The organism is Microterricola gilva (assembly GCF_004217495.1).
GTDB lineage: Bacteria > Actinomycetota > Actinomycetes > Actinomycetales > Microbacteriaceae > Microterricola > Microterricola gilva.
The window spans coordinates 1523798-1542251 of the sequence record NZ_SHLC01000001.1 but is presented as its reverse complement, the minus strand read 5'-3'; the positions used below and the strand labels follow the sequence as shown (position 1 = coordinate 1542251).

The 18454-nt window shown below is 67.7% G+C and carries 18 protein-coding genes and 2 tRNA genes; 2 read left to right on the top strand and 18 right to left on the bottom strand.

The genetic code is table 11. From position 1 onward, the window contains the following. Positions 1–44 precede the first annotated feature (44 nt). From EV379_RS07130 to EV379_RS07105, 6 genes are all read right to left on the bottom strand, one after another. Positions 45–1019, bottom strand: a complete 975-nt coding sequence (locus EV379_RS07130; protein WP_130505523.1) for a hypothetical protein — start codon at positions 1017–1019, stop codon at positions 45–47. A gap of 131 nt (positions 1020–1150) precedes the next feature. After that, positions 1151–1223, bottom strand: a tRNA-Ala gene (locus EV379_RS07125). A gap of 81 nt (positions 1224–1304) precedes the next feature. Further along, entirely contained in the window at positions 1305–1748 is a 444-nt protein-coding gene (locus EV379_RS07120) for a hotdog fold thioesterase (protein ID WP_130505522.1), read from the bottom strand. Positions 1749–1779: 31 nt separating this feature from the next. Continuing rightward, on the bottom strand, positions 1780–2448 hold the full coding sequence (locus EV379_RS07115) for a class I SAM-dependent methyltransferase (RefSeq protein ID WP_130505521.1): 669 nt from the start codon (positions 2446–2448) through the stop codon (positions 1780–1782). Between the two features lie 48 nt (positions 2449–2496). After that, positions 2497–3528, bottom strand: coding sequence for an alpha/beta fold hydrolase (locus tag EV379_RS07110; protein WP_130505520.1), 1032 nt, complete (start codon positions 3526–3528; stop codon positions 2497–2499). Positions 3529–3572: 44 nt separating this feature from the next. Further along, positions 3573–4346 carry an SDR family oxidoreductase gene (locus EV379_RS07105; RefSeq protein WP_130505519.1) on the bottom strand — a complete coding sequence of 258 codons (774 nt, stop codon included), beginning with the start codon at positions 4344–4346 and terminating at the stop codon, positions 3573–3575. 161 nt (positions 4347–4507) lie between these two features. Between EV379_RS07105 and EV379_RS07100 the strand changes: the two genes are divergently transcribed. Continuing rightward, on the top strand, positions 4508–5368 hold the full coding sequence (locus EV379_RS07100) for an alpha/beta hydrolase (protein ID WP_130505518.1): 861 nt from the start codon (positions 4508–4510) through the stop codon (positions 5366–5368). A 26-nt stretch (positions 5369–5394) separates the two neighbouring features. Here EV379_RS07100 and EV379_RS17190 read toward each other — a convergent pair whose 3' ends face one another. The 11 genes from EV379_RS17190 to rplU form a co-directional block, all read right to left on the bottom strand. Then, positions 5395–8106 carry an AAA family ATPase gene (locus EV379_RS17190; protein ID WP_165397314.1) on the bottom strand — a complete coding sequence of 904 codons (2712 nt, stop codon included), beginning with the start codon at positions 8104–8106 and terminating at the stop codon, positions 5395–5397. A gap of 105 nt (positions 8107–8211) precedes the next feature. Continuing rightward, positions 8212–8287: transfer RNA gene (locus EV379_RS07080), tRNA-Ala, on the bottom strand. Between the two features lie 75 nt (positions 8288–8362). Continuing rightward, the gene (rsfS, locus tag EV379_RS07075; protein ID WP_130505515.1) at positions 8363–8740 is read right to left on the bottom strand and encodes a ribosome silencing factor; all 378 of its coding nucleotides are present in this window, start codon (positions 8738–8740) and stop codon (positions 8363–8365) included. Between the two features lie 53 nt (positions 8741–8793). Continuing rightward, a complete protein-coding gene (locus EV379_RS07070; protein ID WP_130505514.1) occupies positions 8794–9687 on the bottom strand; it encodes a hypothetical protein in 894 nt (297 codons plus the stop codon). 38 nt (positions 9688–9725) lie between these two features. Beyond that, positions 9726–10328 (bottom strand): nicotinate-nucleotide adenylyltransferase, encoded by a 603-nt coding sequence (gene nadD, locus EV379_RS07065; protein WP_130505513.1) that lies wholly within the window; start codon positions 10326–10328, stop codon positions 9726–9728. An 11-nt stretch (positions 10329–10339) separates the two neighbouring features. Continuing rightward, on the bottom strand, positions 10340–10555 hold the full coding sequence (locus EV379_RS07060) for a hypothetical protein (RefSeq protein WP_120256590.1): 216 nt from the start codon (positions 10553–10555) through the stop codon (positions 10340–10342). Positions 10556–10611: 56 nt separating this feature from the next. Continuing rightward, entirely contained in the window at positions 10612–11898 is a 1287-nt protein-coding gene (locus EV379_RS07055; RefSeq protein ID WP_130505512.1) for a glutamate-5-semialdehyde dehydrogenase, read from the bottom strand. 9 nt (positions 11899–11907) lie between these two features. Further along, on the bottom strand, positions 11908–12714 hold the full coding sequence (gene proB, locus EV379_RS07050; protein WP_130505511.1) for a glutamate 5-kinase: 807 nt from the start codon (positions 12712–12714) through the stop codon (positions 11908–11910). Positions 12715–12716: 2 nt separating this feature from the next. Then, a complete protein-coding gene (gene obgE, locus EV379_RS07045; protein WP_130505510.1) occupies positions 12717–14279 on the bottom strand; it encodes a GTPase ObgE in 1563 nt (520 codons plus the stop codon). Positions 14280–14404: 125 nt separating this feature from the next. After that, complete coding sequence (gene rpmA / locus EV379_RS07040) at positions 14405–14662, bottom strand: 50S ribosomal protein L27 (RefSeq protein ID WP_047410683.1); 258 nt, start codon at positions 14660–14662, stop codon at positions 14405–14407. A 20-nt stretch (positions 14663–14682) separates the two neighbouring features. After that, the gene (gene rplU, locus EV379_RS07035; protein WP_047410686.1) at positions 14683–14991 is read right to left on the bottom strand and encodes a 50S ribosomal protein L21; all 309 of its coding nucleotides are present in this window, start codon (positions 14989–14991) and stop codon (positions 14683–14685) included. 329 nt (positions 14992–15320) lie between these two features. On the opposite strand from rplU, the gene EV379_RS07030 reads away from it, so the two are divergent. Beyond that, positions 15321–15593, top strand: coding sequence for a DUF4031 domain-containing protein (locus EV379_RS07030; RefSeq protein WP_130505509.1), 273 nt, complete (start codon positions 15321–15323; stop codon positions 15591–15593). A gap of 35 nt (positions 15594–15628) precedes the next feature. Here EV379_RS07030 and EV379_RS07025 read toward each other — a convergent pair whose 3' ends face one another. Then, a complete protein-coding gene (locus tag EV379_RS07025; protein ID WP_130505508.1) occupies positions 15629–18220 on the bottom strand; it encodes an Rne/Rng family ribonuclease in 2592 nt (863 codons plus the stop codon). Positions 18221–18454: the final 234 nt, after the last annotated feature.

The window sequence follows — 18454 nt, the reverse complement described above, 5'->3', positions numbered from 1 at the left end:
ATGACGCACAACGCCCGGTCGACGGCCCAGTCGTTCACGGGGTATCACCGCGCGACGAGGCGCCAGACGGTGGTCGTGCGCTGACCGGCTTCCCAGAGCACCGCTGCGAAGGTTTCCGCACCGAGCGGCGCGATGCTCTCGACGAAGCCATCGCCGACGTAGTCGTCGAGGTCAACCATCTCGACGAGGGCCGCCTCCGCGAGGTCCCGGTCGGCGACCACCGGCCCCGTTTCGGCAGCAAGGAGCAGGATGCGACCGTCGGCGAGATGACCACCAGTGATGTCGAAGCCCGTCTCGAGCTCGAGGCTCTCGGCGTCGAGGGTCGAGTCGATCGCGAGTCCTGGCCAGGTCGCCACGACGGCTCGTTCGGGATCGGACGGGTAAGGGCCGAACAAGACCTGGTCCCCGAGCGGGCTGAACGACAGCGTCACGAGGTCCTCCGCGCGGAGGACCTCCTCGACGTCGAGTCTGCCGTCAACGTCACGGATGACCGTCAGCAGGCTGCCGTCCTGCCCCATCACGAAGTCGCAGACGATGGCCGCATCCACGGGGTGGCGAAGGAGGTGCGGCTCTGGGTCGAGGGCGACGACGACCGCCTCGTCGACCACCTCGCCCGTCGACTCGAGCAGAATAACGCGGTGCGACTCGGAGAAGTCCGCGCCCTCACGTGGCTCGCTTGGCGCGGTCACGATCAGCCGACCGGATGGCAGGAAGGCAGCGCCGTCCGCCGGGATCGCGACTCGCACAGCCGGTGCGGTGAGGTCGCCGGAGACGATCCACAGCTCCTGACCGACTCTCGCCGCGAGCTCAGGGTCGGCCGTCGGGTCTGATGCGACCGCGAGCAGTTCTGCCGCTGGCGGAAGCGTCGTCGGCAGTGAGTACTCGATCTCTGCGGCATCGTTCCAGGTCTTCAGCATGCCGTCGTTCAACGAAGCCAGCCGCCCTGTGAGCCCGCACACGCGCGGCAGCCGCCCCTTGAGTTCATCCACGATCCCGAGCAGCTCCGCGCGATACGACATCGGACAAGTCTAGCCATCGGGAGAAGACGGTCGTCGTCCCAGGTCCCCCGTGCGGGGCGGCGAGTGCCGATCTCAGGCCGTTTCAACGAAACAACCCCTGACAAATCTCGTGATTCATCAGGGGCATTCGGTGGATCTGGGGAGACTCGAACTCCCGACCCCCTGCATGCCATGCAGGTGCGCTACCAGCTGCGCCACAGACCCGAAATCACTTCCGATTCCTCCGAAGCAACTCGTCTACTGTACTACATTCCGGCACCCGGCTTGCGCGCGGGTTGCTCCCCCTCAGTATCGCGACGGGGTCGCGAGCACCGCGAGGGTGCAACGCGAGATGCAGACGAGCCGGCCGTCCTCGTCCGTGATCCGGACCTCCCAGACCTGGATCGACCGGCCGAGGGAGAGCGCCCTGGCCTCGCCGTGCACCCAGCCATCGGAGACCGGACGCACATGGTTGGCGTTGATCTCCAGTCCGACCACATGGAAACGGTTTCGATCGACGGCGAGGAAGCCCGCAACCGAGGTGAGCGTCTCGGCGAATGCGACGGACGCACCGCCGTGGAGCACTCCGGCCGGCTGCGTTGTGCGCGCATCGACGGGCATTCGACCGTGCAGAGAATCGGGCATGATCCCGGTGACTTCGATGCCGAGCGTTTCGATGAGGGAGCCTCGGCTCATCTCCGTGAGAACGCTCGGCGGCACCTGACCGTGCCAGATCGATGAGGTGGACATGGTGACAGTCCTTTCGTGGTGAAGTGTGGCCCTATGCCCGCGCGATGCCGGCAATGTGGGTGTTGAACGGGAGGAACGGAGTGTGGACCCGATAGCGCTCGATGGCGACGCTCCCGAAGCCGGCGGCGCGCAGCGAACCCTCCAGATCCCGTTCGCACGAACAGCCTTCGAACGTCCACGCCCACGGACGCCGGAGGATTCGCTGAGCGGCACGGGTGGGCGTACCGCTCCCGGCCACAACGTGCTCAAGGAAGCGGAACGTGCCACCCGGACGCAGCACACGCCGGATCTCGGCGAGCACAGCGGCCGGATCCTGCACTGAGCAGAGCACGAGGGAGGAGATCACGGTGTCCGCGCTGTGGTCGGGGAGACCGGTCTGTTCGGCCATGCGCTCGCGAAGGTCAAGTTTCACGCCGGCCCGGCTGGCCGCTGCGCGCAGCAGTCCGTGCATGTGTCGGTTCGGCTCGATGGCGACGAGGGTGCCGCCGGCCGGGAGGTACCGGAGGTTGGCACCGACACCGGACCCGATCTCGACGACGACCCGAGGGAGCCCCGCGAACACGCGTCGTTTCTGCCGGCGAAGCGTCCCCTCCATGTACGGGTCCATCACCCGGAAGAACGCGGCGTTGAAACGGCCGCGCGCGGCGTGAAGCTCGAAGCCGGGCGCCGAGGAGGTTGCGGTGGTTGAGTAGTGGTCCATCTGCCCAGCATGCAGGACGCTGTCGGCAGGGTCAGGCGTGGAACTACCCTACTTCGCCGCTTGTGACCGGTCCGGGTGGGCGGCGTACCACGCGGCGATCTGGGCTCGCGACCGAAAGCCGAGGCGGAGCCGGATCCGTTCGACGTGCCCCTCTGCGGAACGTTCGTCAATGCCCAGCCGTGCGGCGATCTCGCGGTTCGTGCATCCCTGGCTGACCAACGCGGCGACCTCGAGCTGCCTGGCCGTCAGGGTGCGGGCGCCGCGGCTCGGCGTGCGCAGGCCGAGGAAGCGACGGATCGTCGTCACGAGCGTGTGGGCGTCGCCAGCGTACGGCAGGTGCGAGCGGCCGGGCAGCACCACAAGGCGCGCTCCGGATATGCCGTCGGCAAGCGCTTCGGCCTGCTCGACGGGAGCGGCCCGGTCCTGGGCACGGTGCACCACCAGGGTCGGGGTGCTCACCCGCGCCAGAAGGTCTGCGACGTCGAGCTCGTAGCTCATCGCCAGAAGTGCCCGCGCCGTTGCGGCGGTCGAGGACGCGCGTTGGTAGCGAGCGAACTCCGTGCGCATCGCAGCATCGGCGTCGGGCGCGAAGATGTCGGTGAGAACGTCGGAGCCGAGCCCCCAGTGTGACTCGACCAGCGCGAGGAGGTGCTCCCGCGCGCTGGGCGGGGAAATGTCTGCGCCGGACACCCAGCCGCCGTAGAGCACCAGCCGCCGGACGGTGTAAGGGTGTGCTGCCGTCCACGCCACCGCGACCAGCGCACCCATCGACGTGCCGACCAGGTCGAAGGGTTCTGGACCGAGTGTCGCAACGACCGCGGCAAGTTGATCGAGCTCGGAAGCCAACGACGGCGACCGGGTCGACGGAGCCGACAACCCGCATCCGGCGCGGTCGTAGCGCACGAGCCGGCAGCCCTGCGCCAGGCCTTCGAGGAACTCCCGCTCTTCTGGCAGCTCCCAGCTCAGCTGCAGGTGACTGAGCCAGCCAGACACGTACACCAGTGGCCGGCCGACGCCGATCGAGGCATACGCCACGCCGGTGCCGTCGGTCGTCGTCACGCGGGCGATGTCCTGCTGCACGCCTCCATTTGACCTCAGCTGAAGCCTACATTCCAGCATCGCCCTCACATTGTGGGTCGCATGCCCCCGTCAATGACGAAGTCCGATCCGGTCACGTTCCCGAAGCGCGGGCTGGCGAGGACGGCAATGAGATCGGCGACTTCTTCTGGGCGGGTGAACCGTCCCGTTGGCATCGCCTGCTCTGCTCCGGCACGGACCTGCTCAGGGTTGCCACCCGTCGCGGCGGCGAGTTGCTCGGCCACGCCGCCAGACCCGAGCCACAAGTCAGTCGCCACCGGGCCGGGGCTGATCGAGTTCACCCGCACACCGGTCGGCCCGAGCTCCTTTGACAGAGACTTCGTGAAGCTCAGCAGGCCGGCCTTGGCGACGCTGTAATCCATCACCAGAGGGTCCGGGAGCTTCGAATTCTCGGACGCGACGTTGACGATTGCGCCGCCGGAAGGGATTCGCGGCAGAGCCATCCTGGTCATTCGCACCGCGGCGAGCAGATTGAGTGAGAGTGTGCCGGTCCAGTCCTCGTCTGTGATGCTGCCGAACCCGCCTGGCCGCGGCGGTGCGGAGCCGACGTTGTTGACGAGCACATCGATCCTGCCTGGAAGTGCATCGGCGAGCGCCTCGATCGCGTCCGAACGGGAGAGGTCGGCGCGGATGTAGGTGTAACCATCCTGGTCTCGAAGGTCGTCGTCTTCGGGTCTGGGCCCTCGCGCTATCCCGATCACCGTGCAGCCTTCTCGCAGGAGCGAACGGGTGACTGCCACACCGATCCCGCGACTCGCGCCGGTCACCACCGCAACGCGTCCACTCAATGTCAGATCCATGCGGCAACCGTACAGCGGCGTGCGGGTCCGAGCACCGCGTTTCGCCGGCTTCGCACTCTATCTAGGGCACTCCGGCCGTGAACTTAGGTATGAACGACGGATGCCGTCGCACCATGTGCGGAGGACGCTTGTCGGTGTTCACCCACGATGAGGAGACCACCATGGCACTGACCACTCACGAGCTCGCCGAGATTGAACGAGCCAACCAATCCGGGCTCCGTCCCGTCGTCTTCGTGCACGGCCTGTGGCTGCTCTCCAGCAGTTGGGACCGCTGGCGCGCCCGCTTCGAGGAAGCGGGCTTCACGAGCATCGCCCCTGGGTGGCCCGACGACCCCGAATCGGTCGAGGATGCGAGGGCGAACCCCGACGCGTTCGCTGAGAAGATGGTGCAGGAGGTCACTGACCACTACCTCGAGGCGATCACCGCCCTCACCATGAAGCCGGCCATCGTCGGCCACTCGTTCGGCGGACTGATCGCGCAGAAGCTCGCCGGTCTCGGGGCATCCGTCGCCACCGTAGCGGTCGATCCCGCACCGTTCCAGGGGGTCTTGGCGGTGCCCATCTCCTCCTTCAAATCGTCGGCACCTGTCGTCTCGCACCCCGGCACCAGCCTGAAGCATGGCGTCACGCTGACGTTCGAGGACTTCTCGTACGGCTGGGCGAATGCCCTCGAGGAGGACGAAGCGCGCGCCCTCTACGAGGAATTCCACGTCGCAGCGGCGGGCAACCCCATCTTTCAGGTCGTGACAGCCAACCTCAACCCTTTCAGCGAGACAAAGGTCGATTCGAAGAACCCGGACCGCGGACCCCTCCTGATCATCGGAGGAGAGCTCGACCACACGGTGCCCCTCAAGCCCACTGAGCAGGCCTTCAAGATCCAGTCGAAGAATCCCGGCACGACCGAGATGCTGGTGATGCCGAACCGCGGCCATTCCCTGACGATCGACCACGGGTGGGCCGAGGTCGCCCAGGCCTCGCTCGACTTCGTCTCCCGCGTTGGTGCTCTGGCGGCAACGGCCTGACGCTGACCGCGATCCGGCTGGACGGATCACTCGGATCGAAGCGCGCCTCCGAGTTGCTCCCGCGCGGTGATACCGAGCTTGCGGAACGCCGTGTAGAGGTGGGCGCCGATCGTGCGTGGAGACAAGAACAGGCGCTCAGCGATCTCGCGGTTGCTCAGCCCAACGGCGGCAAGCTCGGCGACTCGGAGTTCCTGCGGCGTCAGCACGTGGCGCCCGGACGGCGCGACATCGGGCAGCCGCACGCCGCCAGCGCGGAGCTCGTCGCGCGCGCGCTGCGCCCACATGGTGGCGGGGAAGCTTTCGAAGAGGGCGAGTGCCATGCGCAGGTGGCTGCGGCTGTCGGCGGTTCGCCGCATCCGACGCAGGCGCGTGCCGAGGTGAAGGTGCGCACGCGCCTGAAGAAACGGGATGGGCAGCGGATGGCGCTCGAGCCTCTCGGACTCCTCGTCGAGGCGTGCGTCATCGCACAGCACGATCCGTGAGTAGCCGAGTGCGGCAGAAAGGACGGGCGCATGCCAGCCTTCCTGAAGCTCGGTCATGGCGGCGAGCTGGGCTCCCGCCAGCGGTCTATGGCCAAGCAACACGGCAGCCTCCACCAGATCGGGCAGGGAGACGATCCGGAACATGAGGTTGTAGACGCCGTCATTCGGATCGGCCAGCCGTCGCAGCGCGTGCTCGGCGTCGCGGGGACGGCCGCTGACCAGCGCGGCGCATCCCTCGGCGAACACGAGGGTCGCGCGCGGAGATTGAGCTTCGAGCGCGAGGGCCGCGAGCGGTGATGAGCCGGCGATGGCGTCGCGGTCGGGCACTGCGCCGTCCAACGCGTCGTACCAGGCGAGTGCCATCCGTGCCGCCGTGGCCAGCCCCGGATCCTCGGCGTCGATGGCGATCGTGACACACTCGTCGATGCAGGCGCGTCCCCGTTCGAACCGGCCCTGCAGGAAGCAAATCCAGGACAATCCCATCAGCGCGTGGGGCAAGAGCGCCCGACTGCCGTGCTCTCGGAATCCATCGACCGCGCGCTGCAGGTACTCGGCCGCCGGTTCGATCTCCCCGCACAGATTGAGTGCATAGCCGAGGTACCAGGCACGCTGCGCGTCGTCATGGTCGATGCCGGCATGATCGCGGATGCGTGCGATGACGTCGTCCCCCCGCCCTGCCGGATTCGTGACGGCGTCAAGCAGGAGCGTCCTGGGCTCATCCGGGTCGAGGTCGAAGGCACGTGCCGCCTCGGAGATGACCAGACCCGGATCACTGTGGTTCGAATGGTCCCAGGCGATCGAGGCGAGGTGAAGAAGCGCGTCGAGCGCCGCGTCCGCATCGCCCGACCGCCGCATGTTCTCGACGGCGGAGGTCGCCGGTCTCAGGTCGCCGCGCGTGAGCGCCGACTCCTCGACAGGAAGCAGTTCGCGCATCCATGCGGTGCGAGCTCGCGTGCGGGAGTCGTCGGTCTCGGCATCCGCCTCGTCAAGGAGCCCGACCGCGGTCCGATGCGCCCCCGCGCGTCCAGCGGCATCGGCCGCGAGCAGGAGTCGCTCGATGCGCGCCGGGGACGGCACGGTCAGCTCAGCTGCCCGGCGGAGCGCCCGCAGGGCCAGCACGGCATCGCCAGCGCCGAGCGCCGCCTCGCCGATCTGCACCAGCTCCGCCGCGAGCTTGGGATCTGTGCCGGTCGCGAGGTCGGCCCGCCACCACACCGTGCGTGCGGGGTCTGCGATCGTGGCAACGAGCGCTCGCAGCATGGTCGCTCGTTCCTGCGGCTGCGCCGCACTGGCGACCGCGGAGCGCACGAGCGGATGCCGCAGGCTGATGCGGCCATGCACCGGTTCGAGCAACCCGGCCGCTGCGGCAGTCACCAGCCACTCGCGCGATGGTGCACCGCCGAGCGCCCTGGCGATGGCGGCCGAGGTGTCGTCGATGGAATCGCAGCCAAGCGACCCGGCCAGCACGCCCAGTCGCGCCTCAAGCGAAAGCTCCGCGTATCGCCCGGCGAACGCGAGTTCGAGCCGGCGCGTGAGCGGCACGACATTGAGGTCAGCGCCGCGGAGGCCGGCAACGGAGAGCTCGACGAGGGCGAGGGGATTGCCGTCCGCCAGCTCCAGAAGCATCCGTCGTTCCGTCCCGTCTGGGCTGTCGGACCGGGAATCGAGCAGCGCGTTGGCGTCGATGAAGCTCAGTGGCGCGAGGCGGACGCGTTCGATCGTCTCCGTCCCGACCGACTCATGGCCGCCGCGGGTGGTCATGACCACGATCACGGGATCCGACGAGACTCGCCTGGCCACCATCAGCAGCGTCTGGCGCGACGCTGGATCAAGCCAATGCAGGTCCTCGCCGATCACGAGCAGCGGGTGCTCCCTCGACGCGTCGGACAGGAGAGTCAGGGTTGCGACGCCGGCGAGGAAGGTTGTGGGTGTCTCGCCGGACCGTGCCCCGAACGCGACCTCGAGAGCGTCGCGCTGCGGCTCCGGCAGTCCCGGGATCTGCGCGCGCAGCGGGTGCAGGAGGAGGTGAAGACCCGAAAACGGTGCGGCGGATTCGTCGGGGGTGCCGGAGGTGCGGAGCACTCTCATGCCGCGCTCGCGCGCGATCAGCTCGTACTCGTCCACCAGCGCAGTCTTGCCGACCCCTGGATCGCCTTCGATCAACAGCACAGAACCGCCGGCACCCGTCTGGGCGCACAGCGCGCCGAACCGCACGAGTTCGGATTGACGGCCAACGAGGGCGCGATCGGTCGGCACGACATCAGTATGGCGGATCCGGGCGGGCCGCGGTGAGTGGCGACGGCCCGAAGTCAGGCGAGCAACGAGAAAACCCCCGACAAATCTACGATTCATCGGGGGTATTGGTGGATCTGGGGAGACTCGAACTCCCGACCCCCTGCATGCCATGCAGGTGCGCTACCAGCTGCGCCACAGACCCTCAGTTGTTCCCGATTCCTCCGGAGCAACTTGATTAGATTACTACACGATTAACTCGCGTGTAAAAACGGCCGCGTCACTCGCGCGTGTCGCGCTCCGGCAGCTCGATCGAGACGACGGGGCAGTCCTTCCAGAGACGCTCCAGCTGGTAGTAGCCGCGCTCCTCCTCGTGGAAGACGTGCACGACGAGGTCGCCGAAGTCGAGCAATGCCCACCGACCTTCTGCCCGGCCCTCGCGGCGGAGCGGCTTGGCTCCGGCGCGGATCAACTCGTCCTCGACCTCGCTGGCGATGGCGACGACGTTGCGCTCCGAGTTGCCGGTGACGAGGAAGAAGATGTCGGTCAGCGGCAGCGGCTGCGTGACGTCGAGGGCGACCAGGTCGGTCCCGCCCTTGGCGTCAGCGGCGCGTGCGGCCACCTGGAGAAGTTCAATGGCGTGTGAAGTTGCAGTCATCTGGATTGTGTCCTGTTTGTGAGAAGCATGGGTGCCGACCGGTGGGCGCGGCACTAAAAAATCTTGAAGATGTATCCGCCGATGAAGAGGCCGATGACACCGAGTGCCAGCACGGCCGCCGTGATGGCGAGCACCGTCGGCACGTTGAGTCCGCCCTGCTTGGGCGGAGTGAGCGTGTCGCGGGTGGAGGTGTGGGTGCTCACGGCACGACTGGCCCGAACGGGCTGTGCGCTCGTTGCCGGGTGGGCATCGTCAACCTGATCGAGCAGCCGGTCGACGTCGGGCGAATCCAGCAGATTCGGGTGTGCGCCGGTGTCGCCGAGGCTCGGCAGGTCGATCGAGCCGGTCACCAGCATCTCGCCCGTGACGATCGGCGTGGAGCCATCGACGCCCTGTTGCGGGATCATCGGCAGGATGAGGGCGTTCGTCGTGGTCGGCACGCCGCCGGCGCCGACGCCGCGCGAGAGCACCTGGTCGAAGCTCTGATCGTCGGCGTCGTCCTCGACGTCGATGTCGAGCGACCAGTGGCCGACCGGTGGCTGCGGTGCGACATCCGCCGCATCGTCTGTCGACGACTCCGCCAGCTCGTCGCCCTGAGCGCCGCGAGCCGCGGCCTGGGCCGCGAGCAGCGCACGCAGTTCGCGGCGGGTGAGCGTGCGCTCAGGCACGCCCTGGAAATCGCCGAAGTCGTTGTCGTCGTCGTACTCGTGCTCTGCGGCATCGGTCTCGACGGACGACGGCGCCGCCGGTGCCTGTGCGGTCTTCGGCGCCCAGGCCGCGGCGTCTGCCGCGGCGCGCTCACGCTCGGCTGCTGCCTGCGCCGCCGGATCGAGGGCGGCGGGCTGCTCCGGGTTGTTCGGCTGTGCGTCACTCGCCGGCGTGTCGCTCGGTTCCGCGGGGTCGACGGAGGCTGCTTCCGGCTGACGCGAACGTTCGCTCGCGCGCATTTGACGCCTTGTCAGCGGTTGCTCGTCGGGCAACGCACTCATGCCACACTCCGATACAGATGGTGTTTGGAGATGTACTGCACGACGCCATCGGGCACCAGGTACCAGACGGGGTCGCCGCGCTCCACACGGGCCCGGCAGTCGGTCGACGAAATCGAGAGGGCCGGAACCTCCAACAAGCTTACGTCGCCCTCGGGCAATCCCGAAATACTGAGGTCATGCCCCGGCCGACTCACAGCTACGAAGTGGGCGAGGTCCCAGAGTTCACTCACGTCTTTCCACGTGAGGATCTGGGCGATGGCGTCGGCGCCGGTGATGAAGAACAGCTCGGCATCCGGGTGCTCGGCGTGGACGTCGCGGAGCGTGTCGATCGTGTACGTCGGCCCGTCGCGGTCGATGTCGACGCGGCTGACGGTGAATCGCGGGTTCGACGCCGTGGCGATGACCGTCATGAGGTAGCGGTGCTCCCCCGGGCTGACGGCGGCCTTCTGCCACGGCAGACCCGTCGGGACGAAGATGACCTCATCGAGGTCGAATGACTGCGCCACCTCGCTCGCCGCGACCAGGTGGCCGTGGTGAATGGGGTCGAACGTGCCGCCCATCACGCCAATGCGCGGGCGGCGTTTCGACGCACTCGTCACAGGCGGTTCGTTCAGTGGCCCGACGGGGCGTGCGCTCCGCCGTGGGTGGCAGCGTACGCGTCACCCTTGGCCTTGTGGCGGTTTGCGACATCGCGGAAGCTCCAGGTGACGAAACCGAATGCGGCAAAGATCACGAGCGCGATGGCGCCATACATGATGGGCTCGATCGGCAGTTCAACGGCGTGCACGGTTTCGGACGACGCAACCACGGCGGTCAGCAAAGACATCACATTCTCCATTCAGGTGGCGGGAGGTGCATCCGCCACAACGATTCTAGCGGGCGCTACGGCCGCAGCTGTCCGTTGCCACGCACAATCCACTTGGTACTCGTGAGTTCTTGCAGGCCCATCGGGCCCCGTGCGTGCAGTTTCTGGGTCGAGATTCCGACTTCGGCGCCGAAACCGAACTCTCCCCCGTCGCTGAAACGCGTCGACGCGTTGACCATGACGGTTGCCGAGTCCACTCGGTTCAGGAAGTACTCGGCGTTGCCGAGGTCGTTCGTGATGATCGACTCCGTGTGCTTGGTCGAGTATCGCCGAATGTGCTCGATCGCCTCGTCGAGGGTGTCGACGACCCGCACCGCGATGTCGAGGCTCAGGTACTCGGTCTCCCAGTCTTCCTCCGTCGCGGGCACGGCGTCCGGCAGCAGCACGCGGGCGCGCTCGTCGGCGTGAATGGTCACACCGGATTCCGCAAGCTTCGCGCCGACGGCCGGCAGCACGCGGTCGGCGGCTCCGGCCAGCACGAGCACGGTCTCGACCGTGTTGCAGACGCTGGGGCGCTGGGTCTTGGCGTTGTGCACGATGTCGACGGACCACTGCACGGGCGCGGTCTCGTCGAGGACGATGTGCACGACACCGGCGCCGGTCTCGATCACGGGGACCTTCGACTCGGTCACGACCGTGTTGATGAGCGAGGCGCTGCCGCGCGGGATGAGCACGTCGACCTGCCCCCGTGCCTGCATCAGGGCGCGCGCGCCCTCCCGGCCGAACTCGTCGATCGACTGCACGGCGGCCTCGGGGATGCCGTGCGCCGCGATGGCCCGCTGGATCAGCGAGACCAGGATCTGGTTGGAGTTCTGCGCGGCACTCCCGCCGCGCAGCACGGCCGCGTTGCCGCTCTTCAGGGCCAGGGCGGCGATGTCGACGGTGACGTTGGGCCTGGCCTCGTAGATCGCACCCACGACACCGAACGGGACGCGCACCTGGGCGATCTGGACGCCGTTCGGCAGAGTGCTGCCGCGCACATTGTCGCCGATCGGGTCGGCGAGCCCGACGATCTCGAGAACGGCGACGGCGAGCGATTCGATGCGCGCCGGGTTGAGGGCGAGACGGTCGAGCAGCGCGTCGCTCAGGCCGTTGGCACGCCCGGCATCGATGTCACGCTCGTTGGCCTCGACGATCTCGGCGACGTTGGCACGCAGCGTCGCGGCGATCTCGACGAGAGCCTCGTTCTTCTTCTGGGTGGTCGTCGCCCCCAGTTCGAGCGATGCGGCGCGGGCGTCATCCAGCTTCGCGGAGAACGCACTCAGATCGATGCCGGTGGTCGCGGGGGTGTTCAGCAGGGACATGGCCCTAGTTTAGGCGTGCTCAGGCACCGTGTTACGGGGTTGCGCGTCGAACCAGGTGCCGACATCCTCGCCGAGCAGTGCTTCGTTGACCAGGCCGGTCCCCGTGACGAGCACGGCCGTTCCCGACTCGGCCGCATGCCGGGCGGCGGAGGCCTTGGTGACGGCCCCACCTGTGCCGACACCGGCACGCCCGGCCGAGCTCAGCTCGACGCCGGCCAGCGCGTCACCGTACGGCACGTGCGCGATGCGCTCTGCGCCCGGCTCGTGCGGCGGACGCGTGTAGAGGGCGTCGACGTCGCTGAGCAGGATGAGCACGTCTGCGGAGATCAGGCTGGCCACCAGAGCGGCGAGCCTGTCGTTGTCGCCGAAGCGGATCTCGTGCGTCGCGACGGTGTCGTTCTCGTTGACGATGGGCAGGATCCGCAGATCGAGCAAGCGCTCCATCGCCCGCTGTGCATTGCTGCGCGGCGTCGCGTTCTCGAGGTCGCCAGCGGTGAGCAGCACCTGACCGGCGACGATGCCGTAGCGGTCGAGGCTGTCCTGATAGCGGAAGATCAGCAGGTTCTGGCCGACGGATGCCGCGGCCTGCTGCGTCGCGAGATCGGTCGGGCGCTCGGAGAGGCGCAGGTACGGCAGGCCGGTCGCGATCGCTCCGGACGACACGAGGACAATCTCGGCTCCACGGCCGTGCGCGGCCGCGAGGGCGTCGACGAGTGGCGCAATCTGGCCGGCATTGTCACCGCTGATGGACGATGAGCCCACCTTGACGACGATCCTCTTCGCCGAGGCGATCCCGGCCCGATCACGCACGCTCACCGCTACTCGCTCTCCTCGCCCGATTCCGCGAGGGCGTCGCGCTCTGCGCGGGTCATCTCGACACCGCCGTCTTCCTGCCAGATTCCGGATGCCCGCTCGTTGAGCAGTTCGGCACGTGCCGCGGCCTTGGCATCCATGCGCGCGAAGTAGTCTTCGCGGCGCTCGTTGCGCGTGGCGCGACCGCTGCCGTCCAGACGTGAGTCGGTTCCACGGGGTGCGGTGATGAGTTCGGCCGTCGAGGTCAGGGTCGGCTCCCAGTCGAAGACGATGGAGCTGCCCGGCCCGATGATGACGGTGGAGCCTGCAACGGCGCCGGCCTTGAAGAGCTGGTTCTCGACGCCGAGCTTGGCGAGGCGGTCGGCCAGGAAGCCGACGGCTTCGTCGTTGGCGAAGTCGGTTTGCGCAACCCAGCGCTCCGGCTTGGCGCCGATGACACGGTAGACGTTGCCGAAGCTTCCGCCCTCGACCTTCACGACGAAGCCACCCTCGTCGACGGCCTTCGGGCGGATGACGATGCGCTCCTTGGCCGGCTTGGCCGCCGCCTCGGCGCGGCCCTGCTCCACGAGCTCTGCCAGTGCGTAGCTCAGCTGGCGCAGGCCCTCGTGGGTCGCGGAGGAGATCTCGAAGACACGGTAGCCGCGCTCCTCGAGCTCCGGGCGCACGAACTCGGCGAGTTCCCTGGCCTCAGGGACATCGACCTTGTTGAGCGCGATGAGCTGCGGGCGCTCGAGGAGGGGCTTCTGTCCTTCGGGAACGGGGTACGCGGCGAGTTCGCCGAGAATCACGTCGAGGTCGGTGATGGGGTCACGACCGGGGTCGAGCGTTGCACAGTCGATGACGTGCAGCAGAGCCGTGCAGCGTTCGACGTGGCGAAGGAACTCGAGCCCGAGGCCCTTGCCCTCGCTCGCGCCCTCGATCAGGCCAGGGACGTCGGCGATGGTGTAGCGGTTGCCTCCAGCCTCGACGACGCCGAGGTTCGGGTGCAGCGTGGTGAATGGGTAGTCGGCGATCTTCGGCCGCGCCGCGGAGAGCGCGGCGATCAGGCTGGACTTGCCTGCGGAGGGGTAGCCGACGAGTGCGACATCGGCGACGGTCTTGAGCTCAAGGTAGACGTCGCCCTCCCAGCCGGGAGTTCCGAGCAGAGCGAAGCCGGGGGCCTTGCGCCTGGTTGTCGCCAGCGAGGCGTTGCCGAGGCCGCCGAGGCCGCCGGGGGCGACCGTGAACGACATGCCCGGCTCGCTCATGTCGATGAGCTCGTTGCCGTCGACGTCCTTCACGACGGTGCCGACCGGAACGGGCAGCTCCATCAGCTCACCGTTGCCGCCGGCACGGTGGTCACCCATTCCAGGCCCGCCGTTCTGTGAGCTGCGGTGGGGCGCGCGGTGGTAGCCGAGCAGCGTCGTGACCTGGGGGTCTGCGACGAGCACGATGTCGCCACCGTGGCCGCCGTTGCCGCCGTCGGGGCCGGCGAGCGGCTTGAACTTCTCGCGGCGCACGGACACACAGCCGTTGCCGCCGTGACCGGCACGCAGATGAAGCGTGACGTGGTCAACGAATGTGGCCATGGCTGGTCTCCTTGGTGATGCTTGTAGTGGTGATGCTGTGTACGTACTCCCGCGCCGGCGATGGTGCGGGTGAAATACGTCAGGGCGAGCCGAAGCTCGCCCTGACGATTACTGCATGTGGATGCCTATTCGGCAGCCACCAGGATGTTGACGACCTTGCGGCCACCCTTGTTGCCGAACTGGACAGCGCCGGCCTCGAGGGCGAACAGGGTGTCGTCGCCGCCACGGCCGACGTTGACGCCGGGGTGGAAGTGCGTGCCGCGCTGGCGGACGATGATCTCGCCTGCGCTGACAACCTGACCGCCGAAACGCTTCACGCCGAGGCGCTGTGCGTTGGAGTCACGACCGTTACGAGTGGAGCTAGCTCCCTTTTTGTGTGCCATTTGCTTCTCTCCTCAGGCCGTTACTTGATGCCGGTGACCTTGACGCGCGTGAGCTCCTGACGGTGCCCCTGACGCTTCTTGTAACCGGTCTTGTTCTTGTAGTGCTGGATGACGATCTTCGGGCCGCGGAGGTCCTCAAGAACCTCGGCGGTGACAGTGACCTTCTCGAGGGACTTGGCGTCCGAGGTGATCTTGTCTCCGTCAACAAGCAGCACAGCGGCCAGCTCGACGGTGCCGCCCTTAACGGCCTTGATCCGGTCCATCGTCACGATGGTGCCGACCTCGACCTTTTCCTGGCGGCCACCGGCGCGCACAACTGCGTAAACCACTTTACGTACCTCACTCTGGGGGGCTACCTAGCCCCAATTCCTAATACTCGGGAAGTCACTGGATTGACGCGGTCAGACGGACCGGTCTCAATCAGAAAACCTTGGCAAACGTGCGGATGATTCCGACACACACCAACGATCGAGTTTAGCTGATCGAATGCGCGCGGTCAAACGGGCTCGCCCGGCACGGTCTGCCCCATGATCACGGACGTGATCCGGCGCGACGTGCAGGGAACAGTTTACTAGTGCGAAGCGGGGAAACTGCACCACGGCGTGCAGCGTGTCGAGAAATCGGCCGACCGCGGGGCCCGATCCGTAGACTCTGAGTCATGACTGTGCTCATCGATCAGGCCATCTGGCCGGCCCACGACACCGTCTGGGCCCATCTCGTCAGCGACACGAGTCTCGACGAGTTGCACGCATTCGCCGAGGCGCAGGCGATCCCCCGGCGCGGATTCGACCTCGATCACTACGACGTGCCGCTTGAGCGCTGGCAGGCCCTGGTGGATGCCGGGGCGCTGCCGGTCAGCGGTCGCGAACTCGTGACGCGCCTGCGCGCGAGCGGGCTCAGGGTGAGCGCACGAGAGCGCCGCGGCCTCTAGGGCCACGGCGCTCTCATTCACTCTGTGAGTTGCTGTTACTCGCTGTCTGAACCGCTCGGCGTTCCGGTGACGATCGGCATGACCGGCGTCGTCGACAGCGCGGCCGTCGACACACGGCGGCTGCGCGAACGGCCCTGACCGGGCTGCTTGGGCTGCGGGAGGGCCTCGAGGACCGAACCGAGCAGCTCTTCGGCCGCCTTCGTGTTGACGGCGCGCGCCTGGCGCGGAGCGACCTCGACGGGAATGTCGAGGATGGCGATCGGCTCGGCCTTGGGTGCGCTGCGCACCTCGGCGACCGGCTCCGACTTCGACTCAGGCTGCACCTCGGCGGCGGTCGGCGCGGTCACGGCCGCCGCGTCGCCCGAACGCTCGGTCGACTGCTGGGACCGACCACCACGCGACTTGCGGTTGCGTGAACGCGGGCTGCGGCCCTCGCCCTGTGCACCGGACTGCTGTGCACCGGACTGCTGTGCACCGGACTGCTGCGCGGCGGCCTGGGCTGCGGGCTCGTCGACCTTGGGCGCGTCGACCGGGTGGGCCAGGGTGCTCGCGGCGATCTGCGCGAGAGCGTTCTTGGCGTCCTCGGTAATGCCGTGGGTGCCGCTCGACTTCTCGGCGGCCGGCGCCTGGGGCTGCTGCTGCTGCTGCTGCGCCTGCTGACCGGACTTGCCGGAGCGGCGACGCTCCTGCTGCGGCGCCTGCTGCGGCGTCTGGCGGTGCTTGACCACCGGGTCGTGGTGCACGATGATTCCGCGCCCTGCGCAGGCCTCGCAGTTCTCGCTGAAGGACTCAAGCAGGCCGAGGCCGAGCTTCTTGCGGGTCATCTGCACGAGGCCGAGCGAGGTGACCTCTGCGACCTGGTGCTTGGTGCGGTCACGGCTCAGGCACTCGATGAGTCGGCGCGACACCAGGTCGCGGTTGGACTCGAGCACCATGTCGATGAAGTCGACGACGATGATGCCGCCGATGTCGCGGAGTCGCAGCTGGCGCACGATCTCCTCCGCGGCCTCGAGGTTGTTCTTGGTGACGGTCTCCTCGAGGTTTCCGCCAGAGCCGACGAACTTGCCCGTGTTGACGTCGACGACGGTCATCGCCTCTGTGCGGTCGATCACGAGCGAACCGCCCGAGGGCAGCCAGACCTTGCGGTCGAGGGCCTTTTCGATCTGCTCGGAGATGCGGTACTCGTCGAATGCGTCCTTCTCACCCTCGTAGCGCTCGACGCGCTCGAGGAGGTCGGGGGCGACGCCGCGCAGGTAGCTCTCGATGACCTCCTGGGCGTCATCCCCGGAGATGATCATCTTCTGGAAGTCCTCGTTGAAGACGTCGCGCACGATCTTGATGAGCAGATCGGGCTCGGAGTGCAGCAGCGCGGGGGCCTGCACGGTCTGCAGCTGCGAGCTGATGCTGGCCCACTGGCTGATCAGGCGCTGCACGTCGAGCGTCAGCTGCTCCTCGGTGGCGCCCTCCGCCGCGGTGCGCACGATGACGCCGACGTTGTCTGGCAGCACCTCCTTGAGGATCTTCTTCAGGCGCGCGCGCTCGGTGTCAGGCAGCTTGCGGCTGATGCCGTTCATCGACCCGTTCGGAACGTAGACGAGGTAGCGGCCGGGCAGCGAGACCTGGCTGGTCAGGCGGGCACCCTTGTGGCCGACCGGGTCCTTCGTCACCTGGACGAGGACCTTGTCGCCCGGCTTCAGCGCGAGCTCGATGCGGCGCGGCTGGTTGGCTCCGGGGTTCTCGGCCGCTGCGGCCTCCCAGTCGACCTCGCCGGAGTAGAGCACGGCGTTGCGGCCGCGACCGATGTCGATGAACGCGGCCTCCATGCTGGGGAGGACGTTCTGCACACGACCGAGGTAGACGTTGCCGATGAGGCTCGCCTCCTGGTTCTTGGCGACGTAGTGCTCGACCAGCACGCTGTCTTCGAGCACGCCGATCTGGATCTTGTTGTTCTTGGCGCGCACGACCATGCTGCGGTCGACCGACTCGCGGCGGGCGAGGAACTCGGCCTCGGTGATGACGGTGCGGCGGCGCCCGGCATCCCGGCCGTCGCGACGACGCTGCTTCTTGGCCTCGAGGCGCGTGGAGCCCTTGATGCGCTGCGGCTCGGTGATGAGCTCTGGCTCGCGCGGCGTGCGGACCTTGACGACGGTGTTCGCGGGGTCGTCGGAACCGGAGCGACCCTCCTCGCCGCTGCGACGGCGCGCACGACGGCGCACGGTCGATGCGTCGTCGGAATCGCGATCGAAGTCACGGTCGAAACCGCGCTCACCGGCCGGACGCGGCGGCAGCGGCAGGATGTCCGGTGCGTGGAAGATCAGGGAGGTCGTGCTGAGCTGGGTGGGGATCACCGGCGCAGGTGCTGGCGCGGGCGCCTCGTCGACGACGGGCGCCTCGTCCGCTGCCGCGGCGGGGGGCTCGGGAGCCTCATCCACCGGCAGCTGCGGCTGCTCAGGCTGCTCGACCGGGGCCTCTGCCACTGGCTGCTCGGCGACCGGCGGCGTCACAGGCGTCTCCTCGCCGCGCTTCTTCCGCGCGCCGAAGATCCGTGACCGCTTCTTCGCCGGAGTCTTCGTCGAATCCGGTGCAGCGCCGCTCGTGTTGGTGTCGTTGCTTGCTTTGTCCACCATTGCTGGGGTTACTCCTTGACCGGTGCGGGCAACCGCGCCACCCGCTCCGGGTACTCTCTCGAGCGAAGATCCGCTTCGCGAACCCCCGCAAATCTATTTGGTGCGCAACCGGCTCGTGGCTCTGGTTGCTACTTCTCTCGGTGCGCGGACCGAATCATCGTGGGTGCTGGGCACCCGTTAAGCCTTCTTGACGCCTGTTCGGGCACCGCCCGAACGACTGAGGCAATTATCGCA

Coding starts and splice junctions, on each gene's coding strand:
- EV379_RS07130 (WP_130505523.1), bottom strand. CDS start 1,019: ATGTCGTATCGCGCGGAGCTGCTCGGGATCGTGGATGAACTCAAGGGG.
- rpmA (WP_047410683.1), bottom strand. CDS start 14,662: ATGGCACACAAAAAGGGAGCTAGCTCCACTCGTAACGGTCGTGACTCC.
- EV379_RS07025 (WP_130505508.1), bottom strand. CDS start 18,220: ATGGTGGACAAAGCAAGCAACGACACCAACACGAGCGGCGCTGCACCG.
- EV379_RS07055 (WP_130505512.1), bottom strand. CDS start 11,898: ATGTCCCTGCTGAACACCCCCGCGACCACCGGCATCGATCTGAGTGCG.
- obgE (WP_130505510.1), bottom strand. CDS start 14,279: ATGGCCACATTCGTTGACCACGTCACGCTTCATCTGCGTGCCGGTCAC.
- rsfS (WP_130505515.1), bottom strand. CDS start 8,740: ATGACTGCAACTTCACACGCCATTGAACTTCTCCAGGTGGCCGCACGC.
- EV379_RS07060 (WP_120256590.1), bottom strand. CDS start 10,555: ATGTCTTTGCTGACCGCCGTGGTTGCGTCGTCCGAAACCGTGCACGCC.
- EV379_RS07105 (WP_130505519.1), bottom strand. CDS start 4,346: ATGGATCTGACATTGAGTGGACGCGTTGCGGTGGTGACCGGCGCGAGT.
- EV379_RS07115 (WP_130505521.1), bottom strand. CDS start 2,448: ATGGACCACTACTCAACCACCGCAACCTCCTCGGCGCCCGGCTTCGAG.
- EV379_RS07100 (WP_130505518.1), top strand. CDS start 4,508: ATGGCACTGACCACTCACGAGCTCGCCGAGATTGAACGAGCCAACCAA.
- EV379_RS07070 (WP_130505514.1), bottom strand. CDS start 9,687: ATGCGCGCGAGCGAACGTTCGCGTCAGCCGGAAGCAGCCTCCGTCGAC.
- EV379_RS07120 (WP_130505522.1), bottom strand. CDS start 1,748: ATGTCCACCTCATCGATCTGGCACGGTCAGGTGCCGCCGAGCGTTCTC.
- EV379_RS07030 (WP_130505509.1), top strand. CDS start 15,321: ATGACTGTGCTCATCGATCAGGCCATCTGGCCGGCCCACGACACCGTC.